Origin of the sequence: Thalassoglobus sp. (genome assembly GCF_048270125.1) — a bacterium.
Classification (GTDB): domain Bacteria; phylum Planctomycetota; class Planctomycetia; order Planctomycetales; family Planctomycetaceae; genus Thalassoglobus.
Genome location: NZ_JBLWTN010000009.1, coordinates 181,215 through 207,581, shown reverse-complemented (window position 1 = coordinate 207,581; position 26,367 = coordinate 181,215). Strand labels below are relative to the sequence as shown.

22 protein-coding genes are annotated in these 26,367 nt (G+C 51.2%); 9 read left to right on the top strand and 13 right to left on the bottom strand.

Features of this window, described 5'->3' with window-relative positions; translation table 11 throughout:
- Nucleotides 1-118: 118 nt before the first annotated feature.
- The 4 genes from ACN0YR_RS13220 to ACN0YR_RS13205 form a co-directional block, all read right to left on the bottom strand.
- Entirely contained in the window at nucleotides 119-1,723 is a 1,605-nt protein-coding gene (locus ACN0YR_RS13220) for a hypothetical protein (protein WP_417849707.1), read from the bottom strand.
- A gap of 405 nt (nucleotides 1,724-2,128) precedes the next feature.
- Nucleotides 2,129-2,893 (bottom strand): class I SAM-dependent methyltransferase, encoded by a 765-nt coding sequence (locus tag ACN0YR_RS13215; RefSeq protein WP_417849706.1) that lies wholly within the window; start codon nucleotides 2,891-2,893, stop codon nucleotides 2,129-2,131.
- Between the two features lie 134 nt (nucleotides 2,894-3,027).
- Nucleotides 3,028-4,224 carry a DUF3419 family protein gene (locus ACN0YR_RS13210; protein ID WP_417849705.1) on the bottom strand — a complete coding sequence of 399 codons (1,197 nt, stop codon included), beginning with the start codon at nucleotides 4,222-4,224 and terminating at the stop codon, nucleotides 3,028-3,030.
- Between the two features lie 332 nt (nucleotides 4,225-4,556).
- Nucleotides 4,557-6,674: an FAD-dependent oxidoreductase gene (locus ACN0YR_RS13205; RefSeq protein ID WP_417849704.1), complete on the bottom strand. Its 2,118-nt coding sequence runs from the start codon at nucleotides 6,672-6,674 to the stop codon at nucleotides 4,557-4,559.
- Between the two features lie 67 nt (nucleotides 6,675-6,741).
- Between ACN0YR_RS13205 and ACN0YR_RS13200 the strand changes: the two genes are divergently transcribed.
- The 3 genes from ACN0YR_RS13200 (at nucleotide 6,742) to rlmB (ending at nucleotide 8,511) form a co-directional block, all read left to right on the top strand.
- Entirely contained in the window at nucleotides 6,742-6,927 is a 186-nt protein-coding gene (locus ACN0YR_RS13200) for a hypothetical protein (RefSeq protein WP_417849703.1), read from the top strand.
- A gap of 197 nt (nucleotides 6,928-7,124) precedes the next feature.
- Nucleotides 7,125-7,688 (top strand): nitroreductase, encoded by a 564-nt coding sequence (locus tag ACN0YR_RS13195; protein WP_417849702.1) that lies wholly within the window; start codon nucleotides 7,125-7,127, stop codon nucleotides 7,686-7,688.
- A gap of 94 nt (nucleotides 7,689-7,782) precedes the next feature.
- Nucleotides 7,783-8,511, top strand: a complete 729-nt coding sequence (gene rlmB / locus ACN0YR_RS13190; protein WP_417849701.1) for a 23S rRNA (guanosine(2251)-2'-O)-methyltransferase RlmB — start codon at nucleotides 7,783-7,785, stop codon at nucleotides 8,509-8,511.
- A gap of 108 nt (nucleotides 8,512-8,619) precedes the next feature.
- Here rlmB and rsfS read toward each other — a convergent pair whose 3' ends face one another.
- Nucleotides 8,620-9,051: a ribosome silencing factor gene (rsfS, locus tag ACN0YR_RS13185; protein ID WP_417849700.1), complete on the bottom strand. Its 432-nt coding sequence runs from the start codon at nucleotides 9,049-9,051 to the stop codon at nucleotides 8,620-8,622.
- A gap of 407 nt (nucleotides 9,052-9,458) precedes the next feature.
- Entirely contained in the window at nucleotides 9,459-12,050 is a 2,592-nt protein-coding gene (locus ACN0YR_RS13180) for a sodium-translocating pyrophosphatase (RefSeq protein WP_417849699.1), read from the bottom strand.
- 468 nt (nucleotides 12,051-12,518) lie between these two features.
- On the opposite strand from ACN0YR_RS13180, the gene ACN0YR_RS13175 reads away from it, so the two are divergent.
- The 6 genes from ACN0YR_RS13175 (at nucleotide 12,519) to ACN0YR_RS13150 (ending at nucleotide 19,705) form a co-directional block, all read left to right on the top strand.
- The gene (locus ACN0YR_RS13175; RefSeq protein WP_417849698.1) at nucleotides 12,519-13,412 is read left to right on the top strand and encodes a carbohydrate kinase family protein; all 894 of its coding nucleotides are present in this window, start codon (nucleotides 12,519-12,521) and stop codon (nucleotides 13,410-13,412) included.
- Between the two features lie 194 nt (nucleotides 13,413-13,606).
- Nucleotides 13,607-15,376 (top strand): single-stranded-DNA-specific exonuclease RecJ, encoded by a 1,770-nt coding sequence (recJ, locus tag ACN0YR_RS13170; protein ID WP_417849697.1) that lies wholly within the window; start codon nucleotides 13,607-13,609, stop codon nucleotides 15,374-15,376.
- Nucleotides 15,377-15,503: 127 nt separating this feature from the next.
- The gene (locus ACN0YR_RS13165; protein WP_417849696.1) at nucleotides 15,504-16,481 is read left to right on the top strand and encodes a mannonate dehydratase; all 978 of its coding nucleotides are present in this window, start codon (nucleotides 15,504-15,506) and stop codon (nucleotides 16,479-16,481) included.
- Nucleotides 16,482-16,624: 143 nt separating this feature from the next.
- Nucleotides 16,625-17,848, top strand: a complete 1,224-nt coding sequence (locus ACN0YR_RS13160; RefSeq protein ID WP_417849695.1) for a mandelate racemase/muconate lactonizing enzyme family protein — start codon at nucleotides 16,625-16,627, stop codon at nucleotides 17,846-17,848.
- A gap of 8 nt (nucleotides 17,849-17,856) precedes the next feature.
- Nucleotides 17,857-19,125 carry an MFS transporter gene (locus ACN0YR_RS13155; RefSeq protein WP_417849694.1) on the top strand — a complete coding sequence of 423 codons (1,269 nt, stop codon included), beginning with the start codon at nucleotides 17,857-17,859 and terminating at the stop codon, nucleotides 19,123-19,125.
- Between the two features lie 184 nt (nucleotides 19,126-19,309).
- A complete protein-coding gene (locus ACN0YR_RS13150) occupies nucleotides 19,310-19,705 on the top strand; it encodes a RidA family protein (RefSeq protein ID WP_417849693.1) in 396 nt (131 codons plus the stop codon).
- A 329-nt stretch (nucleotides 19,706-20,034) separates the two neighbouring features.
- Here the strand turns inward: ACN0YR_RS13150 and metW are convergent, their stop codons facing one another.
- From metW to ACN0YR_RS13115, 7 genes are all read right to left on the bottom strand, one after another.
- Complete coding sequence (gene metW, locus ACN0YR_RS13145) at nucleotides 20,035-20,676, bottom strand: methionine biosynthesis protein MetW (protein WP_417849692.1); 642 nt, start codon at nucleotides 20,674-20,676, stop codon at nucleotides 20,035-20,037.
- 191 nt (nucleotides 20,677-20,867) lie between these two features.
- On the bottom strand, nucleotides 20,868-22,052 hold the full coding sequence (gene metX, locus ACN0YR_RS13140) for a homoserine O-acetyltransferase MetX (RefSeq protein ID WP_417849691.1): 1,185 nt from the start codon (nucleotides 22,050-22,052) through the stop codon (nucleotides 20,868-20,870).
- A 169-nt stretch (nucleotides 22,053-22,221) separates the two neighbouring features.
- Nucleotides 22,222-23,475, bottom strand: coding sequence for an aminotransferase class V-fold PLP-dependent enzyme (locus ACN0YR_RS13135; protein ID WP_417849690.1), 1,254 nt, complete (start codon nucleotides 23,473-23,475; stop codon nucleotides 22,222-22,224).
- Nucleotides 23,476-23,605: 130 nt separating this feature from the next.
- Nucleotides 23,606-24,052, bottom strand: coding sequence for a SufE family protein (locus ACN0YR_RS13130; protein ID WP_417849689.1), 447 nt, complete (start codon nucleotides 24,050-24,052; stop codon nucleotides 23,606-23,608).
- Between the two features lie 339 nt (nucleotides 24,053-24,391).
- Nucleotides 24,392-25,258, bottom strand: a complete 867-nt coding sequence (locus ACN0YR_RS13125; RefSeq protein WP_417849688.1) for a hypothetical protein — start codon at nucleotides 25,256-25,258, stop codon at nucleotides 24,392-24,394.
- Nucleotides 25,259-25,592: 334 nt separating this feature from the next.
- The gene (locus ACN0YR_RS13120; RefSeq protein WP_145203523.1) at nucleotides 25,593-26,150 is read right to left on the bottom strand and encodes a DUF309 domain-containing protein; all 558 of its coding nucleotides are present in this window, start codon (nucleotides 26,148-26,150) and stop codon (nucleotides 25,593-25,595) included.
- On the bottom strand, nucleotides 26,137-26,292 hold the full coding sequence (locus ACN0YR_RS13115) for a hypothetical protein (RefSeq protein ID WP_417849687.1): 156 nt from the start codon (nucleotides 26,290-26,292) through the stop codon (nucleotides 26,137-26,139). The genes ACN0YR_RS13120 and ACN0YR_RS13115 overlap by 14 nt, the downstream gene beginning before the upstream one ends.
- Nucleotides 26,293-26,367: the final 75 nt, after the last annotated feature.

The following is a 26,367-nucleotide window of genomic DNA, read 5'->3' as shown; positions in this document are numbered from 1 at the left end:
TGAGTTCAGTCCCCAAGAATGTTTGAATTACATTCACTCCTGCGGCTACACTGCAAACCAAACCTGAAGATGCTCTAAAGTAAGCTCTGCCTCTCAGGGTGCTGAAGAGTCACCATCCTCACGATTCAAACTTCATGGAATACAGATCGGCATCACGAAGTTCGAAGCGGGCGCGGATCGGTTTACCAGCGAGCTTGCTGACATCACTCCCGTTCTTCCAAGTGATGATTCGATCAACCGAATCCCCGAAGTGCAGATTGCAGTCTGCGAGACGAAACCCTTCGATGGGTGAACCGTCGACGTTTTGAAATTCAACGCGAAGGCTGCCAGCTGCGGAAGTTGCGAAGTTCACATGAAGTTGCGAGCCATCGAATACGAACGGCTTCGTAATGAGTTCGTTCCCGTCGGAAGCTGGGCCGTTGACCGAGACGAAACCATCGAGCCGCAGCGAATAGCGACGCACGGCACTCCCCTTGCCGTGCCAGTAACTTTCCGAAGCATAGAGTGAAAGCTCGTTGGCTGCCCCGGTGAGTGTCGGTTTCGTTTCGACCAGATGCCAGGCGATGTACTGCTGCCCATAATGCCAGCTCTCTGCACGCTCCGGCCCCGGTCTGAGAAACGCCTCATTCCAACGGTGAAACGTTTGACCATCTCGGCTGGCCATAAAGAGCCCCTCAGTGATGGCGGTTCCATATCGTCGACTGCCAGCTGCTCGCTGTTTTCGTTGTTCATGAGCAGGCAGATCATTCATCGACTGAGACCAGTTGCGGTCGATATAACGGGCTGGAAATCCGAGCAAAATGTGCGGTGCTCGATGATACGGCTTGATCTGGTTGGTGTAGAGTTCTTCATGAGGAGAGTCGACATACTTAATTTCTGAGTGCGGTCCCCAATTCACCAGGTCGTCCGAGGTTGCGGTGCGAATCGCCCGGATTCCACCCGGTTTCCACTCTTTATCCGTGGTGACGCCAGCTGTGAAGATTCGCCAGTAGGCTCGATACTTCTGAATAGTCGGATCCCAGAAGGCCAGATTTTGGGAGTCGAACGCTCCCAGCCCTGACAGGATCGGCTTGTCTGTCATAGGAGTCCAGTTCAGTCCGTCGAGAGACTGAAACGGTAACAGCCCATTCGGCTTGCTTGACCGAACGATCGCTTTATATCTGGCAGCAGGCGGAGCATCTGGATTTTCATCAATGAAGACAGCAGGGTGACCGGGATCAACATTGAGTGAGCCGATCTTTCCGGTCACCATCACGATGTTGTTCTCTTTCGAACCATTAAATTCGTGGAGACCCAGCTTCGGCTTGACCCACTTGGTTCCGTCATCGCTTTCCGCATAACAAAGAAACAGCGGATGCCGGTTGGTGGTCACTTTGTTGTTGGCGACTTCAATGTGCCAGGCCTTGTAGTACATCCGGTATCGGTCTCCATCTTTGAAGACGCTGTGATAACCACTTCCGGTTCCTTCCCAAGGTTCATCGTGATCTAAGGCGACCTCACGCGGAACTGGATGATGCAACCGCGTCGCTGCACCGCCGACCAGTTTTTCAATCAAGGTATTGTCGACGAAAAGTTCTCGACGCGAACCAATGTTGATCGCTTCAGTCGCCTGCTGCGCCGATGAGGTTCGAACTCCCGTCGCCAGCGAAGCCAAGCCCGCCGACGTGAGGACCGTCTCTTTCAAAAACTGGCGCCGCGTCGGAAACGTCTTAAACAAAGTCATCAGCACTCCTCTTCCGGGGATCAAGATGTTGCACGTCAGAGTCAGGCGAGCGATGAAATCACATTCGGAGTTTCCGCCTTCGGGAAGAGTGCTCTTCATGTGAAGAGCCGCTCGTTCTCACAAGACAGAACGCGTACATCAGTTCCGAAGATGCTCTAGAAGTGAACGCCACATCAAACAGGACAATTGTCCCGTCTGACTCCCGGCTTCGATGAGTTGATCATCCTGTCACTCCTGCTCACCTATGAGCGTAACAGACTCAAAACGATTCATGCAGGGTACGGTCACAATTCGCAATCGAAGAGACCGGTCGACAATCTAAGAAACTGATCACTTCGAGAAATGCTCTTTAAAAAAATGAGCGACTCCGAACAGCAACTGCAACAACAATACAAGAGGTCAGCCTCACTCCTGCCCAACAGCATCAACTGGCTTTTGCCCAATGAACAGATAGTGCGGCGCGCGAATGAATGGGAGATAAGGAATTTTCCCTCGCCGTTCATCGAGCTTCACCTTCTCGAATTTATTAAGCAGGTAAGGGATATGATCTGGACTCAAAAAGACGTTGTCCGAAGCGAACCATGGCTGCCAGAAACTGCGAGTCCCCCAAGGATGCTTCTTTAGTGCGTCATCGGGATGTTTTCGGGAAACGTAGAAGTCGACAACACCGATTTTCCCACCCGGCTTTAATAAAGAGTAAGCATGGTCGATCGCTCGAAACCAGTCCGGGATCATGGTGAGTGAATAGGAAAATGTCACGACGTCCGCCTGTCCCTCTTGAGGAACAAACGTCGTTGCGTCATGGCAGACCGGTTTCACATTTCCCCAGCCACGAGCGTCGATGCGCTGTTGAGCCTGATCAAGCAATGACTCCGAAAGATCAATCAGATACATCTGGCTGAGCTTCTCGATGTCCGGGCCAATGTGCTCTGCGTTCTCACCGGTTCCGGCCCCCAGATCAACCCAGACGCCTCCATCAGGGACATCAACCGATTGAATCATTTCTTCCCGGCTGTGCAGCATACGACGCCTGAAGTCGTCGTAATTATTCGCCTGACCAGAATAGAAATTTTCCAATCGCTCCGCATGCGTCTTCCCTTTGGCCCGACGAACTGCCAGATGCCACAAGGTTTTCATGTCGCCAGCGACTGTTTTAATGGGATTCGCCATAGTCGGAATTGAGGTTCTTCAGAAATGTTTTGAATTAAAATTTCAAAGCAGGAATTCACCACGAAGTCGCAGAGAGACGGAGGTCAATGCCATTGCTTGATTGCCAGAACCCGCACACCTCTTCGAAAGATGCTCTAAACGTTTAGGTCAGCAACGTAAAAACTTCCATACGTGTTCACGCGGTCGATGGGATGCAACTCTGCTGTCAACTCGGGGCGATAGCTGAGCAATTCACCCATTGTTGTTTTCTCACCGTTGACTGTCACTTCAATGGGATCAACAAAGTCGACTTCCAAACTCGCACTCCGCCAGATGACCTTGGCTCCCGGAGCTGCCCGATCAACGATCCCCTGCCATTCTGCGTTCAGAACATCCTTGGCGTTGTGATACATCCAATCCATATGGTCGAGCAAAACAAATCGCGAAATCTCACCGTCGTGCTGCTCCAAAAAGCCAAGCAGCGAATTCGTATGAGTCGTCACATTTGCTGAGATCGAGTCTCGCAGGCTCTCGAAATTTTCTTCTTTTAAATACTCTGGGCAACACTCTTTGGTGTATTCCCCAGTCAGGTACACACGCCAAAAGTAATTATCGTGGAGCGGTAGCTTTGCGAAAACCGTTTCGATGCGATCCACAATGAACTGAGCGATTCCTCCGGGATAGCCGCTATCAAGCTGCTGACGCTGACTGCGGGGAACTCCCAGCATCGCCATGGTTGTATCACGTCCCAACAGCCAGCGTACCATCGGTTTGAACAGAGACTCTTTCAAATTTTGTTCGTAGAAAATTTCCTGTTGTTCTTCGACAGTTTTCGCATCCAGAATCTGATTGATCGACGAGCGAAGTTTGACCACCCGATCGACATATCCATTGACCATCCAGGCGAACAGCCCCGAAGTTCCTCGAAAGTAGAAACTCGGACGCCGACCGGTCCCTTTGAAGAACTTGCCGTGTCGGTCCCAAAACTTACGGGCCTGCTCCGGCAAATTCGGACGAAGTTTCTCGGCGTAGATTGAATCCCAATTTTCGAGTCGACCAGATCCAAACAGACTGAAATATGATTCATAGTCGAGATGAGTGACCGCAGTCTTTTTCAGCTCCAGCAGTGCGTTTTGCCGATAATTCATGTCGACAGCATAGACATGATTGGCGCCGGCCAATGCGTAATCCAACGCATTGCATCCTGCTGATGTAATGACAGCGACGTTGTCTTCAGACGTCAGTTCCAATGCCTTACGATCCAGGCGAGGATCTTCCCAACATTGGTTGTAGACCAGGTTTTTTCCGTGAATCAGGTTAAAACAGGTCCGACTAATACGTTCCAGCGGCATGGATGTCGATCTCTTGATGTTCTCAAAACGAATTCAGCCTCGCCGCGGTGACGTCTCTTCCTTCTCACCACTGAGGCAATGCAGAATCCTACACAAATTAAAAAGAGATCGACAGTGACCCGTTTCGTAACAGGGGCCAGCCGTTTTTCGTCTCATAACAGAGAGGATTCGGATGGCAGGGGTACTTCGCAAACGAATGCCCCTGAAAGTTTGAGACCGAACGCTCGCAAGCGTGCCCGGCGAGAGCGTTCAGTCCCCAACAACCGATTTCGAAACGCCCACCGGGAACAAAGCGAAAGCACTGTGCAACCAGCAGGCGAAATTCAGAGGCATCATTCCACAGGCAGCAATTGCACTGCGTCGATGACCACGTAGCCATTGGTCTCTTTATTGCTGAGCTCGACAGTTGCCGTGCCTGGTTCAAATGTGAGTGTCGCGACGCTTGTGAAGGCAGCTTCCTGTGGCTTTTCCTTTTGATTGAGTGTGAAACGCTCGACCGTTTTTTGAGGCGAGGTCACCTGAACCGGGACATTGGTCGCGCGGTTTCCGTTAGCGGTATATCCGATTCGAACGGCGTATTTTCCAGGCTTGGTAATCTTGAAATGATACTTCGCGACCTGTCCACCTTTATCGATATTGCCATCGTGACGGTACCCTGCATCGACGAACGGTCCGGCTGATTGGCTGAAACCGGTGAACCCGACCAAATCTGCCTTGTCATCGTCGATCACAAGTCCTTTCAGCGACTTCAACGAAATCGACTTCACTGGGTCGCGTCTAGGACCTGTCCACTCCAGAACCTGTTTGTCTGCAATGAGTCGTGCCTGGAGTTTCTCAAAATTGATGTCCTGCACTGCGACATTTTCCTGAATCGCGTGCATCGCAGCGGTCGCTGACGATTGCCCCAGCACCATGAAGACCGGCTCCATACGAATCGATCCGAAAGCAATGTGTGAAGCACTCAAACAAACCGGAACGAGCAGGTTTTCGCACTCAGCTTTCTTCGGAATGATCGAACCATAATCAATCGGGTACGGGGAGAAGCCACCAATCTGGACATCCCCTTCATTACGGAGGAATCCATCCTCAGTGACATATCGTTGCACATTGTGAGAATCCATTGTGTAAGCAGCCAGGCTGACCGGACGTTTCACAACTTCGCGACCCTGACAATGGTGTTGCGTCATCACCATTTCACCGATCATCCGACGTGCTTCTCGAATGTAAAGTTGCTGCTGCCAACCATCTTTGCGGTCGAACTCATCTTTGCAAGTTCCCCACTGACTGAGTTGCTCGCGGAGATGTTCTGGAACCCGTGGATGATTCGCCAGCGACCACATGAGCCCCTGTTGATAAGAAAGATGCCGGGCAACAATTTGCTCTCGTTCTTCATAGGAAGCTTCGGGGTAGTCGTAGTTCTGCCCGATGAAGTCCGTCGAGAACCCATGATTGTTATTGGAGTCGGTTTTGTAATTCGGCATTGGAGAAAACGTCAGCGGGGCTGCTCTCTCACCCGCTTCGAAGTTTCGGAAAAGTGCCTCATACATCAGCGGGTCGTAATCGCTTGGCTTGGCAAACGGAATCCTGTTCGGATCGTGATTAGTCAGACACATGCGAAAACAGTATGCCTGAACGCGATGGTCCCCAGAGTCTTCAGCGCCTGGGCCGGTTGGATCGATCCCCGGCAAGAGCCCGCTACTTGGATCACCTTTCTTGATATATGGGTCGACACCTTTCTGAAACTGATGATGTCGTGAATGACGAACCTGCACACCGTTATAGGTTTCCCCGTACAGCGAGTTCGCTTCTCGACCGATCGTATAATCGACACCCGCAACAGCGAGAAGATCACCCTCATAAGTCGCATCAATGAAGATCTTGCCGCGAATCGTCTTTCCACTTTCGGTAGTCAGCGAGCGAATTCGCCCTTCTTGGATATCGACACCTTGCCCGATTTTTCCAACACCCGAGTTCCCGGTACGGTCGAGACGTTCTTGATAGAGCACGGGGATCTCGTACTCCTTCACGAAATCGTTGAGAACATCCAATGCCGCACTCGGCTCGAATGTCCACATGGTGTCCTCGTTTTGACTTGAACGAGACTGACCAGCACTGCGATAGGACTCAGCTGATTGCAAGTTCCAACTGGAGTCCTTCGTGTAATAAGTTTTAATACGCTGGTAGAACTCGCGCGAAACTCCGCCAATCGCCGCTTTGTTTCCGATGTCTGTTTGCCCCAACCCTCCTGTGGTCAGCCCGCCGATGCGGTTGGTCGGCTCGATGACAAGCACAGTCCCACCCATTCGCCGAACCTGAACAGCTGTCACAATTCCGGCAGCAGTCCCTCCATACACAACAACGTCGTACTCTTTCTCGGCAGCGTGAACCGAAGTTTCGCAGCTGCTATAAATCGAAAAAGCCATCACCGCGCAACAAACTTTAAAGATCATTTTCGAATCTCTGATATCAAACAAGGCATTGGAGTCTTACAGATCAACATGCTCGCATGGTGCGCGCATGTTTGCAAAGGACTGGTTCCAGAATTTGATAGCCAAGGTTCCTGAAGTTGAAAGTCAGAGCCCGGAATTTGCCCGTTGGATGCTCGATTTAGGAGTCTTGACCAGCGAAATGTCATCGCTGCTTCTCTTTTATCGTGGCTCACAGATTGAGGCAGGAATGATTCCGGCTGATCCGCTATCTTAGAGCATCTTTCGAATTGGTTTGCAGGTTCTGCCTCGTGGTGAACAGCATTTTTACTAGAGAACTGCGTTCTTCACGGGCAAACGGTAGAGCAAACTGCTCTAGGTGTCAGCAAAGATTTACTCTACCGATTTGGTTTGGAAACAACCTGACAAGATTCATTTCTTTTGCCTGCTCAGCACTGAGGACATTTTAAGACGATGCCAAATCTGAATCATCATTTGATTTCCGATGTGATCCGTTCGCGACGAACGATCAATCAATTCGCTCCAGAACCTGTCCCGACTGAAATTGTATTAGAAGGTCTCGAACTGGCGATCTGGGCTCCGAATCACAAGCTGACTCAGCCGTGGAGATTCTATCTACTTGGTCAGGAAACTTCGCAGAGAATCGTAAACCTCAATGCTGACATGGTTCGGGAATCAAAGGGCCCAGAAGCTGCCCAGAAGAAACGTGAAAGGTGGTCCACCATTCCCGGCTGGCTCGTCGTGACCTATCAACGATCTGATGATGCGATTCGCGACAAAGAAGACTACGCTGCCGTTTGTTGCGCCATTCAAAACTTGTCGCTGTTTTTATGGGATGCCGGAATCGGCATGAAATGGACAAGTGGCCCGGTCACTCGTAGCGATGAGATTTATGAAATTCTCAATCTCGACCGCAAGCTTGAAGAGATCGTCGGAGTGATGTGGTATGGTTACCCGACTGAAACTCCACAAATGAAACGCCGACCCGCAGCAGAATTCGTGACGCAACTTCCGTAACTTTCACGGACACGACAAGCATTGAAATGTCCTGAAAGCGCGGAGCTTCAGTTCCTAATTTCCTGAATTCCAACTTCTGATTCCCAGCTCTGATATGGCAACCCTGAAACTCACAAACCCGCACAGCGTGCTCGCGGCCTTAAAATATCGTCCGCAAGATGTGATGGAAGTTCATGCCAGCACAACGAAGAGCAGCGAAGCCTGGAAGCAGGCTGCAGAGACCGCAAGAAGTATGCGAATTTCGGTCCAGGAACCGATCTCTCAGGGGAATCGCCGTCCTCGCCAAAGGGAAGAGAGCGGCCGGATCGGGACGACGTACGGTGTTGTTCGCGAGAAACCGAGCGTGACATTGGATGAACTGTTCAGCGATGCATCACCACGAGGCTTATGGCTTGCCTTCGACCAGCTTCAAGACCCGCACAATGTCGGAGCCGTCTTTCGAACGGCTGCATTCTTCGGGGTCAAAGGAGTCATCATGACGCAAGATCGGTCGGCCCCTCTGACTGGAACAGTTTACGACACGGCAGCTGGCGGAGTTGAAACAGTCCCGATTGTGATGCAAACAAATCTGGCTCGGGCACTGGAAGTCGCAAAGAAGAAAGACCTCTGGGTCTTGGGAACTTCCGAGCATGCAGAAATGAAACTTGCGGAAGTCGATCGAGACCGCCGCTGGTTACTTGTGATCGGCAACGAAGAAAAAGGTTTACGCCGACTGACGCAAGAGAACTGCGATCAAGTTTGCCAAATTCCGCCACTGGGAGAAGTGACTTCTCTGAACGTCTCCGTCGCAGCGGGCATCATGATGGCAACACTGACAGGTTGAGCGTATCGCGGTATAAAAAAATCGCTTCGCATCTTACTGCGAAGCGATAAGCTCTCTTATTCAAACACTCTCGTGAGGCAATGCCCACGAAGTGATCTCTACCAAAAACTACGCGTTGTTGACGGCTGCTTGCCAATCGACACGTGGGGCGTCAGCCCAGAGATTTTCCAGATCGTACAGGTTTCTTGCATCGGGCGAGAAAACGTGCAGGACAACATCGCCGTAATCCTGACAAACCCATTCGGTTTCATAGCCGGATGTACTGCGTCGCTGCGAACCGATATCTCTCATCGCATCGTCGGAGTGATCGGCAATTGCGTGAAGCTGTCGGCGACTTTTTCCAGTTGTGATCACGAAGTAATCAAACAATGGAGTCACCTGCGTGAGGTCTAGCACGATTGTGTCCAAACCTCGGTATTCATCGCAGACATTCGCAATTCGACAGGCGTTTTCCAGCGCTCTTTGAACCACAGCTTCCGAACGGATCGCTGTGACTTGGCCGTCTGTTTTGCTGACACGGGTTTGGGTGGCATTTGTCAATTCAGTATCCTTTCACTTGCAATGTGAGCTGGACGACAATTCATCCCCCCAGCTTGGCTGTTGACTCTACCGATATTCTACGCATTTCGAATGCGATTCAGGGTAATGTTTTTGAAAGGGAGAAAGAAATCCCAATTTTCTTCACATTTTTCTAATTTTTTCCTGAAATCGGCCGAGTCCTCACATCTCAAAGGACACAAAGGTCGGGAGAAATGTTCGCCAAAGACGCATCCCCGTGGACTGATTTGTACTAGAGCATCTTTCGAATTGGTTTGCAGGTTCTGCCTCGTGGCGAACAGCATTTTTACTGGAGAAATACGTTCTTCACGGGCACACGGTAGAGCAAACTGCTCTAAAAACCTGATTTTTCGCTGCCTCTGAAACCCGGTGTCAGAAACTCACGCCGATCACAGATGCAGAGAAAATTGCACGATCAGTCCAGCGAATACAATGCTGACGATGCTCATCAACTTGATGAGAATATTCAGGCTCGGACCAGAAGTATCCTTGAACGGATCTCCAACGGTATCGCCGACGACTGCAGCTTTGTGAGCGTCGGTCCCTTTCCCGCCATGAGCACCTGCTTCGATATACTTCTTTGCATTGTCCCAGGCACCACCTGCATTGGACATCATGACTGCAACGGCAAAGCCTGAGGTGAGCCCACCTGCGAGCATTCCCATGACTCCGCCAACACCAAGGACCATTCCAACCAGGACAGGAACAATGAGCCCTAACAGTGCGGGGACTATCATTTCTCGTTGAGCAGCTCGAGTACTAATATCAACACAGGCTGCGTAGTCGGGCTCGCCTGTCCCTTCCATGATCCCTGCAATTTCATGGAACTGCCTACGGACCTCTTTCACCATAGACTGCGCCGAGCGACCGACCGCTTTCATTGTCATTGCACAGAAGACGAACGCCAGCATCACCCCCATGAACATCCCGACCAGCACCTTCGGATTCATGATCGTAACGTTATAAAAACGAACGAAGTCTGGCATCCGGGCGGTTGCCGTGTTGACGATCATGCCATCATCAACAAGTTCATCAATGTCGATCTGGACTGTCTCGCCGATCTTGGCTTTGTCGCCAATGAGCGATTCCGTTTTTATCGCCTGATTTTTCGAAACTGGTTCATAGACAATATAAGCGGAGTTCTTTTTTGCGTCAGGTAAGCGAACTGCAAGCACCCCTGACTCGACGACGAATGCGTTTGTCCTGTCGTCATCCACTGTCTGAGCGACGACAATCGGCTCCACCCAGCGATCAAAACCGACACGGACCTCTTCCATGTAAGCTGCCAGCAATGCGAGTGCTGTCAGTGCCGCTGAGCCAATCGCAAACCCCTTCCCGGTGGCTGCAGTCGTGTTCCCCAAACTGTCGAGCGCATCAGTTCTCTGACGGACCTGAGGGTCCTGATCACTCATCTGAGCGTTGCCCCCTGCGTTGTCGGCAATGGGACCGTACGCATCTGTGGCAAGTGTGATTCCAAGAGTGCTGAGCATTCCGACCGCTGCAATCGCGACTCCGTAAAGCCCCATCGCGAACAGATCCGCATCGGCATAGTGAAACCCGGTACAGGCACCAAAGGCAACTAGAATTGCCGTTCCGACTACCACAATGGGAACCCAAACGCTGTAAAATCCTTCAGCGACACCTGCGATAATGACTGTTGCCGGACCAGTGACTGACTGATCGGCGATTCTTTTCGTTGGTGCATAGACATCGCTTGTGGCGTGCTCCGTCCACCACCCGATCACCCAACCGGAGACCAGACCGGAAAGAATCGCAATGAGCACTCCGAACATTTGTGTTCCGTGGCGCAGCCCATCTGCTGCGAGTTGTTCAGAGACAGAATCCGAAGGCCGGACGAGCATCAGATAAACCATAATGGCCGAGACCGCAGCGACTCCGAGGCTGCTGCCGTTGATGCCTGTTCCCAATGCGCTCAACAGCTTCTTTTGATCAGCGTTCTCATCGGTACGAACCAGATGGATCCCCATGATCGAAAGGCCGATTCCCAATCCAGCCAGGACCATCGGCAAGAGCATCATCATCATTTGCATCTTGAGATGCCCCTGATACGCCGCCACTCCGATGGCTGCTGATGCTAAAATCGAACCGGAGTACGATTCGTACAGGTCTGCCCCCATTCCGGCGACATCTCCGACATTATCTCCGACGTTGTCTGCAATGGTCGCAGGGTTTCTTGGGTCGTCTTCGGGAATCCCGGCTTCAACCTTTCCGACGAGATCTGCTCCGACGTCGGCGGCCTTCGTAAAGATCCCTCCACCAACGCGAGCGAACAATGCCTGGCTGCTGGCTCCCATTCCGAAGCACAACATCGTCACAGTAATTTCCTGAATTGTCAGTGTGGTCCCCAGCAAAGGGAAGATCCAATACAGCACAGCAAACCACATACAGATATCGATCAGCCCCAGACCGACCACCGTCAGCCCCATCACCGCTCCACTACGAAACGCAACCTGCAAACCATCGTTCAGACTGGTTTTGCAAGCTTGAGCTGTCCGTGAACTTGCCAGCGTGGCGGTCTTCATTCCGCACCAGCCAGCGAGAGCTGAAAAGAAACCGCCCGACAGAAATGCGATGGGAACAATGGTTGACTGTGCTTTAAATGCATAAGCAAGCAGCAACAAAAGCGCGGATGTCACCACGAAGAAAATTGCAACAACACGATATTGGCGCGACAAGTAAGCATCCGCTCCTTCGCGGACGAAGCCGGCGATTCTGACCATCGCCTCATCACCTTCGTCCTGTTCGACCATCCACTTAAAGAACCGATACGCAAAGGAAAGAGCAGCGATTGCTCCCCCAAGAGCGATGAGCCAGCTGACGATGACTCCCTCGGTCGGGACGTCGTTCGAATCCGCTGCCAGCAGGGGCGACGTTGCAAAGATGGTGGCGAAACTCACAAGCCCGACTTGCAGACGCCTCCAGAGTGTCGATCCCGAAGCCCTGTCTTCATTGATGAACATCTACGATCCGCTCCTCGATTCCGCTTTGGCGTTCGTCACGATTTGCCAAAAACTAACACTGTAAATTTCGACACCGTACCATGATCAAAAAAATGACATCCTTGATCTCCAATAATCCAGTCATGAACCTCAGTCCAATCATGGAACAAAGAACTCAAACCAAACTGAATCAATTCATTCACTTAGTTGGATGCGTCGCTTGTTGAGCAGAGTCTAGGTGGGGCGAAATTCAGCTGTCAATGAGCAGAATCAATAGAGCTGCATGTTGTGGAAGAAAATATCAAAATTCTTCCAGCCACTTCAGGTTCGCCATTTTGAACGATAATCCCGCAACGGCGCCGGCGTGTCAAAAGAACTTCAACCGATTCAGTCATCAATGAACCCTTCGCGTTGCAGTGTTCCCATAGAGCGCTAGAATTGATGAATACACAACGCCAGGAATAAGGCTCGGAACAAGCCAAGGATATCATGACTACTTCTCAAAATTCGCCGATTGTCGTAGGGCTGGGTGAAATTCTGTGGGATGTTTTTCCGGATGAAAAGCGTCCCGGTGGGGCGCCTGCGAATGTTGCTTTCCAGGTACAGCAACTCGGCGGCCAAGGCGTCATCGTCAGCCGCATCGGGACTGATTCATCAGGTGATGAACTTGTCACGTTTCTAGAATCTAAAGGGTTGCAAACATCAGCCATTCAGCGAGATCCCACAGCCCCGACCGGTCGGGTGACTGTTTCGTTTAATGATCAGAACCAACCAGAATATGTGATTCACGAAGGTGTTGCGTGGGACAACCTTGAATTTCACGACGAGCTCTCGCAACTCATGCAGAAAGCAAAAGCTGTTTGTTTCGGGACACTCGCGCAGCGTTGCGAGAAATCCAGGACGTCAATTCACCAAGCTGTGCAGGCGACATCACCCGACTGCCTGCGAGTGTACGACGTCAACATTCGCCAGTCATATTATGACATCGCCTGGATTGAAGCCTCTTTAAAATTGGCAAACATCATCAAACTGAACGACGAAGAAGTCGAACTGCTGGCACCTTTACTGGGGCTCCCGTCGGATTTCCAAGCATTCTCCAAAGAACTCATCCAGAAATTCGATCTCGATCTGGTTTGCATCACACGAGGAGCCAACGGGTGCTTGTTGAGCAGTCAAGATGATGTCGTTGATGTCGCTGGTGAACGAATTCAAGTCGCTGACACAGTCGGAGCGGGAGACGCCTTCACGGCGGGGTTGATCGTTTCTCAGTTGCAGGGCAAAACGCTGAAAGATTCCGGGCACTTCGCCAACAAAATCGGCGGCATCGTGGCCTCACACCGTGGAGCAATGCCTGAACTCAAGGATGTTTTCGCGAATTTGTGAAGCCAGCAGGCAGAAATCAACCGACTTCGATCGGCGCCACGAACCTCGCCGGGCGACATTGTCTCAGCACACAATGCCTCGGCACACAACTTGAAGCGATGCATTGAATCACTTTGGATTCCAGCGGCTTCGCGGTACACTCGCATTGAGACGGAATTTCCGAAAGAACCACAAACAAATTGAGTCGACATCTTATGCCAAAACAATGGAGGTTTGCACCACACGATCAGGGAGCGATTGGGCGATTGGCCAAAGAGATGTCCTGTTCGCCACTGCTTGCTCAAGTCTTGGCTGCGCGTGGAATTGAGTCGAAAGAACAAGCACTCAAGCTCTACACCACTCAAATGAAAGACCTGCACGACCCGGGACTCTTGCCCGGCGTCGAAGAGGCGTCGGATCGCATGATCGCTGCGATGAAATCTCAGCGTCGGATCACGATTTATGGGGACTACGACGTCGATGGTGTGACCGCAACGAGTATTTTGTGGCACTGCCTGAAACTCGCCGGTGCAAAGGTCGACTATTATATCCCCTGCCGACTCGAAGAAGGGTATGGCCTGAATCTTGACGCGATACGAACTCTCCACGAAGAAGATCCCGACCGACTCGTCATTACAGTCGACTGCGGAATCTGCAGCCTGAAAGAAGCTGCACTCGCAAAAGAGCTCGGTCTGGAATTGATCATCACCGATCACCACACCATGCTGGACGAATTGCCGGACGCAGCGACGAATGTTCATCCACGATTGCCGGGCAGCGAATATCCGTTCAAAGAGCTTTGCGGGGCTGGCGTCGCCTTTAAACTGGCGTGGGCTGTTTGTCAGAAGCTGGGTGACGGAACAAAAGCTTCTCCGCGAATGCGTGAGTACCTGAAATCCGCCGTCGGACTGGCAGCCATCGGGACAGTTGCCGATGTTGTCCCGCTGATCGGCGAAAATCGGATCATCGTGCAGTACGGCTTATCAACACTGCTCGACAAATCCATGATCGGCCTGTCGATGCTCCTGAAGGTCGCCAATCTCGATGAACAAAAAGAGTTGAGTGCCGAAGACATCGGATTCGGAATCGGGCCGCGCATCAACGCAGCTGGCCGTCTGGGACAGGCTCGGCTCGCGGTCGAATTGCTCACCACTGAGAATCGCCAACGCGCTGCGCAACTTGCCGACTATATGGACCAGCTCAACAAAGATCGACAAAAAGTTGAGCGAAAAATTTATAAACAGGCCAAAGAACAGATCGAAGAAAACCCCGAATGGCTCGAATCAGGTGCACTCGTCTTAGCGAGTGAAGACTGGCATCCCGGAGTCATCGGTATCGTTGCCAGCCGAATTGCCGAAAAGTACGAACGTCCGACAATCATGATTGCAATGAACACAGAGTCAGGCATCGGACAAGGGTCAGGACGCTCCTTCCATGGATACGATTTGCACTCTGGATTGTCTGCCTGCAGCGAACTCCTTGAGGCCTTTGGAGGTCACAAAGCAGCAGCAGGTTTACGGGTCAAGTCCGAGCGACTCGATGACTTTCGCCAAACACTCGGACAAATCGCATTGGAAGATAACTCATCCGATTCAGCTCAACCAGAACTAGACGTTGACGCCGAGGTGACACTCCACGACTTAACACACCGTGCAGTCAAAGAGCTCGACTGGCTCGGCCCATACGGAGCGGCGCATCGTCGACCAATCTTTTCAGCGAGCAACATCGAACTGGTCGAACCTCCCAAAAAAATGGGAGGAGGCGAACGCCACCTGTCGTTGAGAGTCCGCGACGGCAGCAAGGTTCTCCGTGCCGTTGCTTTCGGAAAAGGAGAATGGGCAGATGAAATGCAAGAGGCCATCACAGGTCCTTTCTCAATTTGCTTCACCACCAACATGAACCGCTTTCGAGGTTATGAAACCGTCGAACTCAAACTGGTCGACTGGCAACCTTCGGTTCAACATTCAAGAATTCGCTCGACATAAACCGCTAAACCGTCTTTCCGGTTTAATAGTGAACACATGGTTTGTTCGACGGTGACAATCACACCAGCTAAGATGCCGCCACAATTATTGCGTTTTCCACACAAGTGAAGTTCAGCAGGCGGCCACAATGAAACTTGCGAGCGTTCTCACTCCGCCCAGTTCGGAAAATATGCAACTCGCCGTGCAATGTGGGGTCGAAGGAATTGTAACGCGGTATCCCGGACCAACCTTAAACGACCTCGTCACCGTAAAGCAGCGAATCGAGGATCATGGGCTGCAACTCTTCGCAATCGAAGGCTATCTGCCGATTGAAAAAACCAAGCTGGGAATCGACGAAGATGGAAGTGAGATGCGCGCGATGAAAGAGTTGATTCGCAATCTCGGAACTGTCGGCGTTCCGCTTCTCTGCTACAACTTTATGGCGGGAACAGATTGGGTCCGAACGGAACTGTCCGCTCCCGAACGTGGGGGAGCAAAGGTCACCGGCTTTAATCTTCAACAGGCAGAGCAGGCGGTTTCTCTCAACGCCTCCGAGAGCGAACTCTCCCAAGAGGAAATTTCCGCCGAACAACTTTGGGCGAATCTGGAAGCCTTTCTTAAAGAGGTAATCCCCGTCGCAGAAGAGGCTCAAGTCACTTTGGTGATGCATCCAGATGATCCTCCGCTACCGGTGTTCCATCGTAAAGCGCGCATCATGAATTCCATCGAGGCGTTTGAGAAACTGGTCGCTCTCGTTCCAAGCCCGAGAAATGCCATCTGTTTTTGTCAGGGAACATTCGCTGCGATGGGCGTTGACATCCCCTCCACAATTCTACGGCTTGGTCGCCATATTCAATACGTTCACTTCCGTGACGCCCAAGGATCCCCGGAAGCATTCGTCGAAACATTCCACGACAACGGCCCAACAGATATGGCTGCTGCGATTCGTGCTTACGAGGAAATTGGATTCAATGGCCCGATTCGTCCCGATCACGTCCCGCAACTTTATGGAGAAGACGATGGAGAACCGGGCTATACGATGCTTGGCCGCCTGTTTGCATACGGTTACATTCGTGGGCTGATCGACGGAACAAAAGATTACCGGACACCGAAAGTCTCCAGCTAAGGCAGCTTGAAAAAAATGTGCACACTCCGCTTCATAAAACTGTCTCGTGCTGCTGGTCAAATAATAATGTAAAAGCCTCAATCCACAGACACGACAAGCATTGCAAATGCTCCCAACGACAACGAATTTAGAAACGAGTCACCATGCCTAAAATCACTGCTATTGAAACTGTGATTCCGTCACAGATCATGACAAACCTGATCCTGGTTCGCATTCACACCGAAGACGGTTTGATCGGTTGTGGCGAAACGTACTACACACCGCATGCCATTGATGGGCTGATTCACGACTGGATGGCGGAGCGGCTCATCGGCAGCGAAGCCACCGACATCGAATCACACTGGCGGTTTCTCTACGAGCGGTGTTCTGCTTTTGGGCTGCCGGGTGCAGAAATGCGTGCTCTCTCCGCCATTGACGTCGCCTTGTGGGATATCATGGGACAAGTCTGCGGACAACCAGTCTGGAAACTGCTGGGAGGAGCAGTTCAGCCGGAAGTCCGAATCTACAACACCTGCGGAGGCCCCGGATACGGGACTCTGAAACAGTCGAAGGTCGAGACTTCACAACACCCGGGCTGGCCCGGCTATGGAGACGAAGGGAAACCGGGACCGCTGCAAGACAACTGGTCTTCCATTCACGCTGCTGGGGACCTCGCAGAGGAACTCGTCTCCGAAGGGATCACCGGAATGAAGGTCTGGCCGTTTGATCGCCATGCCCACAAGAACAGTGGTCTGTATCTTTCGCGCGGTGAAATCGAAGAAGCGATGAAACCTTTGCGGGACATCCGAGATCGGGTCGGAGATCAAATCGAAATCATGATCGAAGGGCACGCATTTTTCCAACTGGCATCGGCACTCCGAATCGCTGATGCACTGAAGGAAATTCGCCCGCTGTGGTTGGAAGATGTTTTGCGAGTCGACAACGTTCAAACCCTTGCTGACTTTCGGCGACAATCAGGAATGCCCATCGCAGCCAGTGAAATGGTTCTTGGAAGAACATCTTATCTGTCTCTACTGAATGCGGGCGCAGCCGATTATGTGATGGTTGACCCGACCTGGACAGGGGGAATCAGTGAAACTCGCCGAATTATCGAACTCGCACAAGCCTTCAATGTTCCCGCGACAATGCATGACTGCACCGGACCACTCACAATGTATGCCGGGCTTCACTGTTCGGCAGCTTCATCGAACGTTGTCTTCCAGGAAACAGTTCGAGCACACATCCGCACGTTCTATCATCAACTCGTCGACCGCCAGCCGGTCATTGAGAATGGTCGACTTCAACTTCCGACTGATCCGGGACTTGGCACCAGCTTGCTCCCAGAATTATTTCAACCGGGACAATCAAGCTACCGTCTAACAAAGTAACCAAGCCTATGTCCACTCATGTTCGCCATCACGTCCTCGGAGCGACAACGCTCGCTGCGGTGATGCTGTATCTAGACCGTATCTGCATCGCTGAGATCGCCAAGGAAGGGGCTTTCAAGTCTGACTTGGGAATCTCTGACACACAGATTGGTGTGGTTCTCGGTGCGTTCTTTTTCACGTATGCACTGGGACAGGTTCCGGCAGGTTGGCTGTCGGATCGATTTGGAACCAGAACCATGCTGCCGATTTATATTGGCGTCTGGTCGCTGTGTACGATTCTCACCGGATTGGCCAACGGCTTCCTCATGCTGATGGTCGCGCGACTGTTGTTTGGTTTTGCCCAAGCAGGTTGCTACCCATCTGCTGGAAGTCTCATCAAACGCTGGATGCCCATCCCCCAGAGAGGCCGAGCGAGTAGCGTCGTCTCGTTTGGCGGACGCCTGGGTGGGACGATCGCACCGATCCTGACAGCATGGCTGTTGAAAGACTATCTCTCCTGGCGAGCCGTCTTGATACTGTATGGCACAGCCGGATTTTTCGTCGCGTTTCACTTCTGGAGAATCTATCGCGAGACACCCTCAGAGCATCCTTGGTGTGATACTGGCGAGCAGGAATTGATCTCCTACGGTGATGCCGATGCAGGCGACCTGAGTCCCCCTCAATTTCCACCACTGCTCCCACTGATCCGCAGCTACACAATGTGGTTGATGTGTTTTTTACAGTTTGGAATCAACCTCGGTTGGGTCTTTCTGGTGACCTGGCTTCCGACGTACCTGCAGGAGGTGAAACATGTCGATCCGAAAACAGGCGGGTTGATGTCGACGATCGTATTGGCATCAGGAATTGTGGGAACTCTGTGCGGAGGAATGGTGACGGACATTTCGATCCGGCATCTCGGACGACGATGGGGTCGTTCACTCCCGATGGTCGCTTGTTATACGGTCGCCATGGTTGCTTATCTTTCCTGCCTAAGACTGGAATCGGCCTGGAGCTTTGTCATCGCCGCGTCGATCGTCGCATTCGCGACTGATCTCAGTGTTCCCTCAATTTGGGCCTACATGCAGGATGTCGGTGGAAAAAACACAGCTGCGGTGTTCGGCTGGGGAAACATGTGGGGCAACTTCGGAGCTGCGACATCCCCCTTGCTCGTCCCGATCGTAGTTGATGCGACTGTCCCCGACGCCGACTGGACTCCTGCCTTTTACCTCTTCTCACTGGGGTATCTCGTGGCAGGCTTATGTGCCTTGGGAATCAACGCGAACAGCAAAGTTGAGTGAAGCCAACTGCCCAGAGAGAGCCCCAACACCCATCGTGCCCATGAAGGCCAGTTGCATGAGTTTTCAGACAACTTATTTCAAGGCGAAACGTACCGAGTATGAATCCAAATACTGTTCGGAAAAATGACGTCCTGAACGACTCCAACTTCTCACTTATTTGAATAGACAATCAGAAAGACGAAAAATGTCCCAATCAAACATTCAATACCCGCAAGACGAAAACACTCCCACTTCACATCTCCCATTCAGCCCCTGTGCGGTGGTCGGGAACCTTGTGTTTGTATCGGGACAGGCTTCTGTTGATGCAACTGGAAAAATTATCGGAGACAGCTTTGAAGGAGAGTTCCGACGTTCTATCGAGAACCTGCGTGCGGTCTTGAAGACAGCAGGTTGCGATCTGCAGAACGTCGTTCAAACGAGAAACTACGTCCGCGATGACGCCGACCTCGCGGAGTACAATAAGCTCTACGCTGAATACTTTCAGAATCCGCTGCCAACACGGACGACCATCACGAATTGCCTGCCATCCACGATTCGCTATGAAGTGGAGTGCATCGCTGTCCTGCCTGAAGCTGATTAACCCACCAAATAGAAACTCCGCGAACAGGAACTCAGCACACACCAACTTGAGGAGCCCAAATCCGGCATCCGAGGAACTTCTGACAGTCACACCAAAAGAATTGCCGAGACCTGTTCAGACGCACCACTTTTCCAAAACTGTAGAGCAGTTTGCTCTACCGTGTGCCCGTGAAGGACGCATTTCTCTAGAACCAGTCCGAAAACCTCTGGAATCGTCGCTTTTCTCGACGTTTGAGAGAGCAATTTCAAGTTTCAGGACCAGCTCTAGTAAAAATACTGTTCGCCACGAGGCAGAACCTGCAAACCAATTCGAAAGATGCTCTAGTGGCTTCAAACTGAAGCGGCTACAGTTTTTTCTTGTTGTGTCAGATCTTTATGCGGCAGCTCTGGTGCTGAACGTTCGAGAACATACAACGCACTGTGGGCTCGCAAGTTTGCGAAGTACGCTTTTTTGACAGCCCGGTCACCGATAATGGGGAGCTCCCGAAGAATGCGAAAATTCCCTTGGCTGGCGAGTTCGCGAAAGTCGACAAGCGACAGGAAGTGAACGTTTGGCGATTCGTACCATTCATAGGGGAGATGGTCCGTCACAGGCGCACGCCCGCGCAACGCAACCTGCAACCGAATTCGCCAGTGTGCAAAATTAGGAACCACCACCAGCGCTCTTTTCGCCACCCGGAAAATCTCATTCAGCAGATCGAGCGGTCGATCAATTTGCTGTAACGTTTGGCTGAGAATCGCAAAGTCGAAGCTTTGTGAAGGGAGTTCCGCGAGGCCGGAATTCAGATCGGTCTGGAGCATCGGAACCCCTTTTTCGATCCCTTTCACGAATGCATCGTCATCGAGTTCGACACCAAAAACATCGCACCCATGATCATCGCGCAATCGTGCAACTAAAGTTGCATCTCCACAACCCAGATCGATGACCCTGCTTCCGGGAGTGATTTTATCGATGATAATATCATTCGTCACAGCAGACCGAGGATCAGGTAAATGGATTCGTTTTGCACACATAGCGACAATTTATCTTAGAGCATTCTTGAAAAGAGGTCCGCGTTCTACAGCGACAGCACTGTTCAAATTGGTGTTCAAATCCTGCCTTGTGAAATTGATCAACTCGTCACATAAAAACACATTCCGTAGTGCCAAAAACACGAACTGTGCTACTGCCGGTCAGAGTATGTTCTGGCCAGAAACGGGCTAACCAGGCTTTCGAGTTTGGGCAATTCCTGATCAATCAAAAATGCATCGTGACCGTAAGCACTTTTTAACTCCTTGAAAGTCACATGCCGTTTCGCATCAACGAGCGCTCGAACGATCTCTTTACTTTGTGGAGTTGGGTAGAGCCAATCGGTGTCGTACGAAATGACGAGAAACCGACTTTGTACACGAGAAAATGCATCGGCAATCGACCCGTAAGCTTCGCCGAGATCGAAGTAGTCCATCGCCCGCGTCAATGTGAGATAGCTGTTGGCATCAAAGCGTTCAACAAAACGATTCCCCTGATAGTGCAGGTAGCTTTCAATTTGGAACTCTGTTTCCGATTTCAAATCGAAACCAAACTCGTCTCCATTCTGCAGCTTGCGTCCAAACTTCAACTCAATCGACTGTTCGGAGAGATAGGTGATATGGGCCACCATCCGTGCGAGTGCGAGACCGAAGTGCGGCTTCTCTTCTTCACCGTAGTACCAACCATCCTGAAAGAGCGGATCGCTGTAGATGGCGCGTCGACCGACCGCATTGAATGCAATTCCTTGAGCGTTGAGCTTCGGTCCGGAGGCAAGCACAATCGCTGCTCCAACACGCTCAGGTCGATTAACAACCCATTCGAGGACTTGCATCCCCCCTAAACTTCCCCCCACAACGGCAAGGACGTTTTCGATTCCCAAATGATCCAGCAACGCATTGTGAACATTGACGATGTCCCGGATCGTGATAAACGGGAAATCGGGGCCGTATGGTTTTCCGGTTTGCGGATTTTCTGAACTGGGCCCTGTCGTCCCCTGACACCCGCCCAGAATATTGGAACAGACCACGAAGTATCTGTTTGTGTCAATCGCTTTCCCCGGACCGACGAAGCCGTTCCACCAACCCGGCTTCCTTTCCTTCTCGTTATGTCTCCCCGCCACATGAGCATCGCCCGTTAACGCATGACAAATGTAAATGACGTTATCTTTTCTCGGCGAGAGCGTTCCATAAGTTTGATAGGCGACGGTGATTGGACCAAGTGTCTCACCACTTTCGAGCACCAATGGAGATGGTGGCGCGAAGAGTGTTGCAGATTGCCGCTTCACAAACCCATCCGGGGAGGAAGAAGAGCTATCAGTTTCGGCGATTTCTGTGGACATACTCGGAAACGTCGTATTCGATAAAACGAAAAGCGGTACTGGAAATTCAATAAGAGCCAACAAGGGCTGACCAGGTGGTCGTCACCTTCAGGAGAGGCAACGACCTTCAGCATTGTCTTACACTTCTTAAAAATAATACCCGACCCGCTGTGCGATTTCGAGCAGGTTTTCATCCCAAACGTAAACGGTGCCGAGCGAATTGCAAGGCGTCGATCAAGCGATCAATATCATCTTGATTATTATAGAGGCCGAAACTGACACGAACCGTCGAAGAGACACCCAACAGATCGTGCAACGGCATCGTACAGTGATGACCGTGACGAACGAAAACGCCTTTGCGATCCAGAAGCTGTGCTAAATCCTCTGGGTGAGCGCCATCCATCGTAAAGCTGAGAATGGCCCCTTTGTGTTCGATCGACGGACCGTAAATGGTCATCCCCGGCAACTCCATCAGACGTTGATGGGCAGATTGCGTTAAACCGACCTCGTGCCCATGCATTGCCTCAAAGCCGATTCCCTCAACGTACTCGACAGCGGTTTTAAGGGCAATCGCCTGAACGATCGGCAGTGTCCCCGCTTCAAACTTCGCTGGTGCTTCAGCCCAACTTGAGTGGTCTTCATAAACGCGGTCAATCATATGGCCGCCAAAGAGCAGGGGATCGGTCTGCTCCAACAGGTCGCTGCGCCCGTACATGATGCCGATTCCGGTCGGACCATACAGCTTGTGCCCGGAGAAAGCCAGAAAATCAATTTGATCAGCGATGACATCGACAACCTGATGCGGCACACTTTGAGCAGCATCGACAACGAAAATCCCTCCGACATCGTGGATACGTTTGGAGAGTTCCGGGATTGGATTGATCGTTCCGAGAACGTTCGACATCCCGGTCACAGAAAGGACCTTCGTCCTGGGAGTCACGAACTCATCAAGTCGCTGCAGGTCGAGTCGCCCATCTGGTGTGAGAGGCAGATAACGGACGACCGCACCGGTTCGCTCTGCAACTTGTTGCCAGGGGACAATATTCGCGTGATGCTCCATGTGGTTGAGGAGAATTTCATCACCTGCTTTCAGATGACGAGCCCCCCACCCGAAGGCAATCATGTTCAAGGACATCGTCGTCCCGGAAGTGAAGATAATCTCGGAACTGTCATCAGCGTTGATCAGTCGGCGAACTGCTTCACGGCTTGCTTCGAGTTCTTCGTCAATCTGGGCGCCAAACTGGTACACGCCTCGATAAGCATTGGCGTAGTGGGTTTCGAGAACTTCTCGTTCGGCATCGATGACACATTGCGGTTTTTGTGCCGATGCTCCGCTATCAAGAAATGTAACAGGAGAACCATTCGGCAGCGTTTCTCGAAAAACGGGAAACTGATCACGGATGGCAGCGACGTCGAATAATTGAGTCTCCATAATTTTGCTCATGATTTCTTCGCTTTAACAAAACCTGAAGAAGTCCGCGCCGTTCCAGTCCAGGAAAAGGATTACTGCCCGCTTGTAAAACATTTTTACTCACTCATCTCAACCGCGTGAAGAGGGGCCGGAAAGTGACAGATTATTCCGAATCCTGAGATGCAGCGAAGATTGCGATTTGACGGACACGTTTGACCATTCCGAACAAACCGTTTTTTCTGGCGGGGCTTAGATACCGATCAAGTTCGAGTTCGTGAAAAATTTCTTCAACGTCCGTTTCGATGATCTCTTCTGGCGTTTTGTCGTCGTAAATCGCCATTAAAACTGCGATCAATCCATTGACGATCATGGCATCGCTGTTGGCCAGAAATCGAATCGTGACAGGCTCCTGCTCTTCATTCACTGATGCAATCAGCCAAACATTACTTTGACACCCATGCACTCGGTTGGGTTCGATTTTCGCATCATCGGGAAGCTTGGGAAGTTCGAATCCCAAGTCGATCAGAAAGTCGCAACGTGCTTCCCAATCTCCTAGAAATTCGAATTCTTCTTTGAGTTCCTCAAGCGTCATGTATGTTGTCGAAGACATTTTGCCTCCACCTCGCGTTTACTGATTAATTCGTCCCTGTATCTTAGGGGGCTATCGAGAATGATCAAATGGCTGAGGCCACCTGAAATTTTGTATGAATCTGTTCTCTCGAGCCAGCCCGAAAACTTGTGGAATGGTTCGTTTTCTCAATGTTTGAAAGAGGAAATTCAGATTTCACGATCCATTCTAGAGCATCTTTCGAATTGGTTTGCAGGTTCTGCCTCGTGGCGAACAGCATTTTTACTTGAGAAATGCGTTCTTCACGGGCAAACGGTAGAGCAAACTGCTCTAAATGGCTTTCAGCGTAACCGCTTCTCGAGTTGCCAATTCATTGCTTCCTTATATTGTTTTCGGGTCGTCCTTGAATTTTCCGCCATCTTCATAAAAGGGAGAGAGGTCAATGCCTCCTTTTTCTTCCTGCTCCAGCAGTGACAGCCGGGCTTCCAACCGATGAATCCGAGCCTCCAATGCAGGATGAACTTCGGGCCTGACGATTGCTTTTCCTCGCGGGACGACCGGATATCCGAGCTGTCTCTGCAACGCAGCAAACAGGTACAACGGATCCTTCCCGTGATTGGCTCGGGCAATTCGACCAGCCCGTGAGTCGAACAGAACAGGATACGAAGGTCTGTAATCCGGGTTATTTTGACGTTTCTGCACATCGATCACATGCTGCTCCGAACGCATGTATAACATGTCAGAAAAATCGACTGTCCCGAGATCGAACCGAATTTTGCGAATCCAGTCCCGCCATTCTTGAGAGTAGACAGAATCGTCTGCAATTGCAGAAATTCCGTGGTCGTACCCGAGTCGATTTCGTGCGAGACACTCAAATTGATACACAAACAACGCCGCCTGATCGAGTTCTTCGGAACTGCGAAACTCTGCTTCGCATTCGAGAATTTTCAATGCGACACGGAAGTCAAACCGGGCGTTGTCCTCTTCTGCTTTTTGAACGATGAAAGTTTGAAACGGCGAAAAATAATGCGACAAACGGACCATTCCGTCAGCCAGGCGTCCGTTTAATTGAATTTCCCCTATCAGAAAATCAATTGCCATCGGCAACTTGGTTGTGGTCAGAATTTCTTCTTTCAGGGCAGCTAGAATCTCCTGTGAAGGTGTACTGTCCTCAAGCCGCTCGCGATAAACACGAAAGAAGTACGCTTGTTCAATATATTCTTCTCGACCAAGTGCCGAACCTGCCATGTGTTTTCCCACAATCTCGACACGAATTTACTCTCACAGAACCTGAACAAGCTTTCAAAAATCGCACACGACAGCGACTTCCGATGAAAACATCCCGACTGAATCGCCTGTGACTTCGATGAAGTCCTCTCGAAACTTTCTCAAGAGGCTTAGAGCATTTCCAACGTCTGTCCCGCCTGTGAAAATCATTTCACGACTTCACAAGACTGCTCGCCACGAGGCTGAGCATGAAGACCAGTGTTGGATCTGCTCTGGTGTTTCCCAAAAGCATCGTACGCAGAGGGTTCTGCTGAACTATTCAGCCTCGATGAAACCGATCAAACAAAATTGAAATTTAGAGCAACGGAATTGGCTCAGGAAGCAGAATAAACGGGAAGACTCGTAATGGACGCCCCGGCTCCAGATCCGAGGGATAACTCAACTGGGCTGCGCGATCCGCTGCGAACTGCAGGATCGTGAAATCGAGTCCACAATAGCGATCCTGATCCGATTCCGCAGCGACGTCTGCGAATACTTCGCCAGCAGAGGCTGCGTGACGACGGACTCCGTGGATACTTTCTTCACGAACCTTGATCCCTGCTGCAGCCATCTTGACGAGGCCTTTCAGGAACAGGCCACACATTGAATCGACACCTGTTGCTCGCATCAATCGTTCCCACTCATCATGAGCTTCCCAATAGAATCCGAGATTAAAGTAATCCAAAGCGATCAGATAACTGCGGTTTTCAGTCCACTGAGCTTCCTTCAGTCCTTTGGGAGGCTGCGGACGGCGGTTGTAACTATGGCCACGGGGATCTCGATATGGATGCGGTGACCCTGAGCCAGGAATGTGCGTATACCGAGGGAGATCGGTAGACGGAAGCAATCGAACAAATTTTTTAGTAGATTCCATTGGACAACTCGACTTTCAACGGATCGGGAGACACAATCAGGCAGTCTGCTTGAATGGCCTCTACGGACTGAATTTTCAGTAGGAATTCACTACGGAACACGATGGCCAGCGATCGAGAGACATTGAGGATCTTCGTTTCCACGCTTCTTCAGTATCCTGCTGACTGAAGAGGGACGTGTCCCGAAGTCTCCTGCAGGTTTGTTGGCCTGCTCATCAA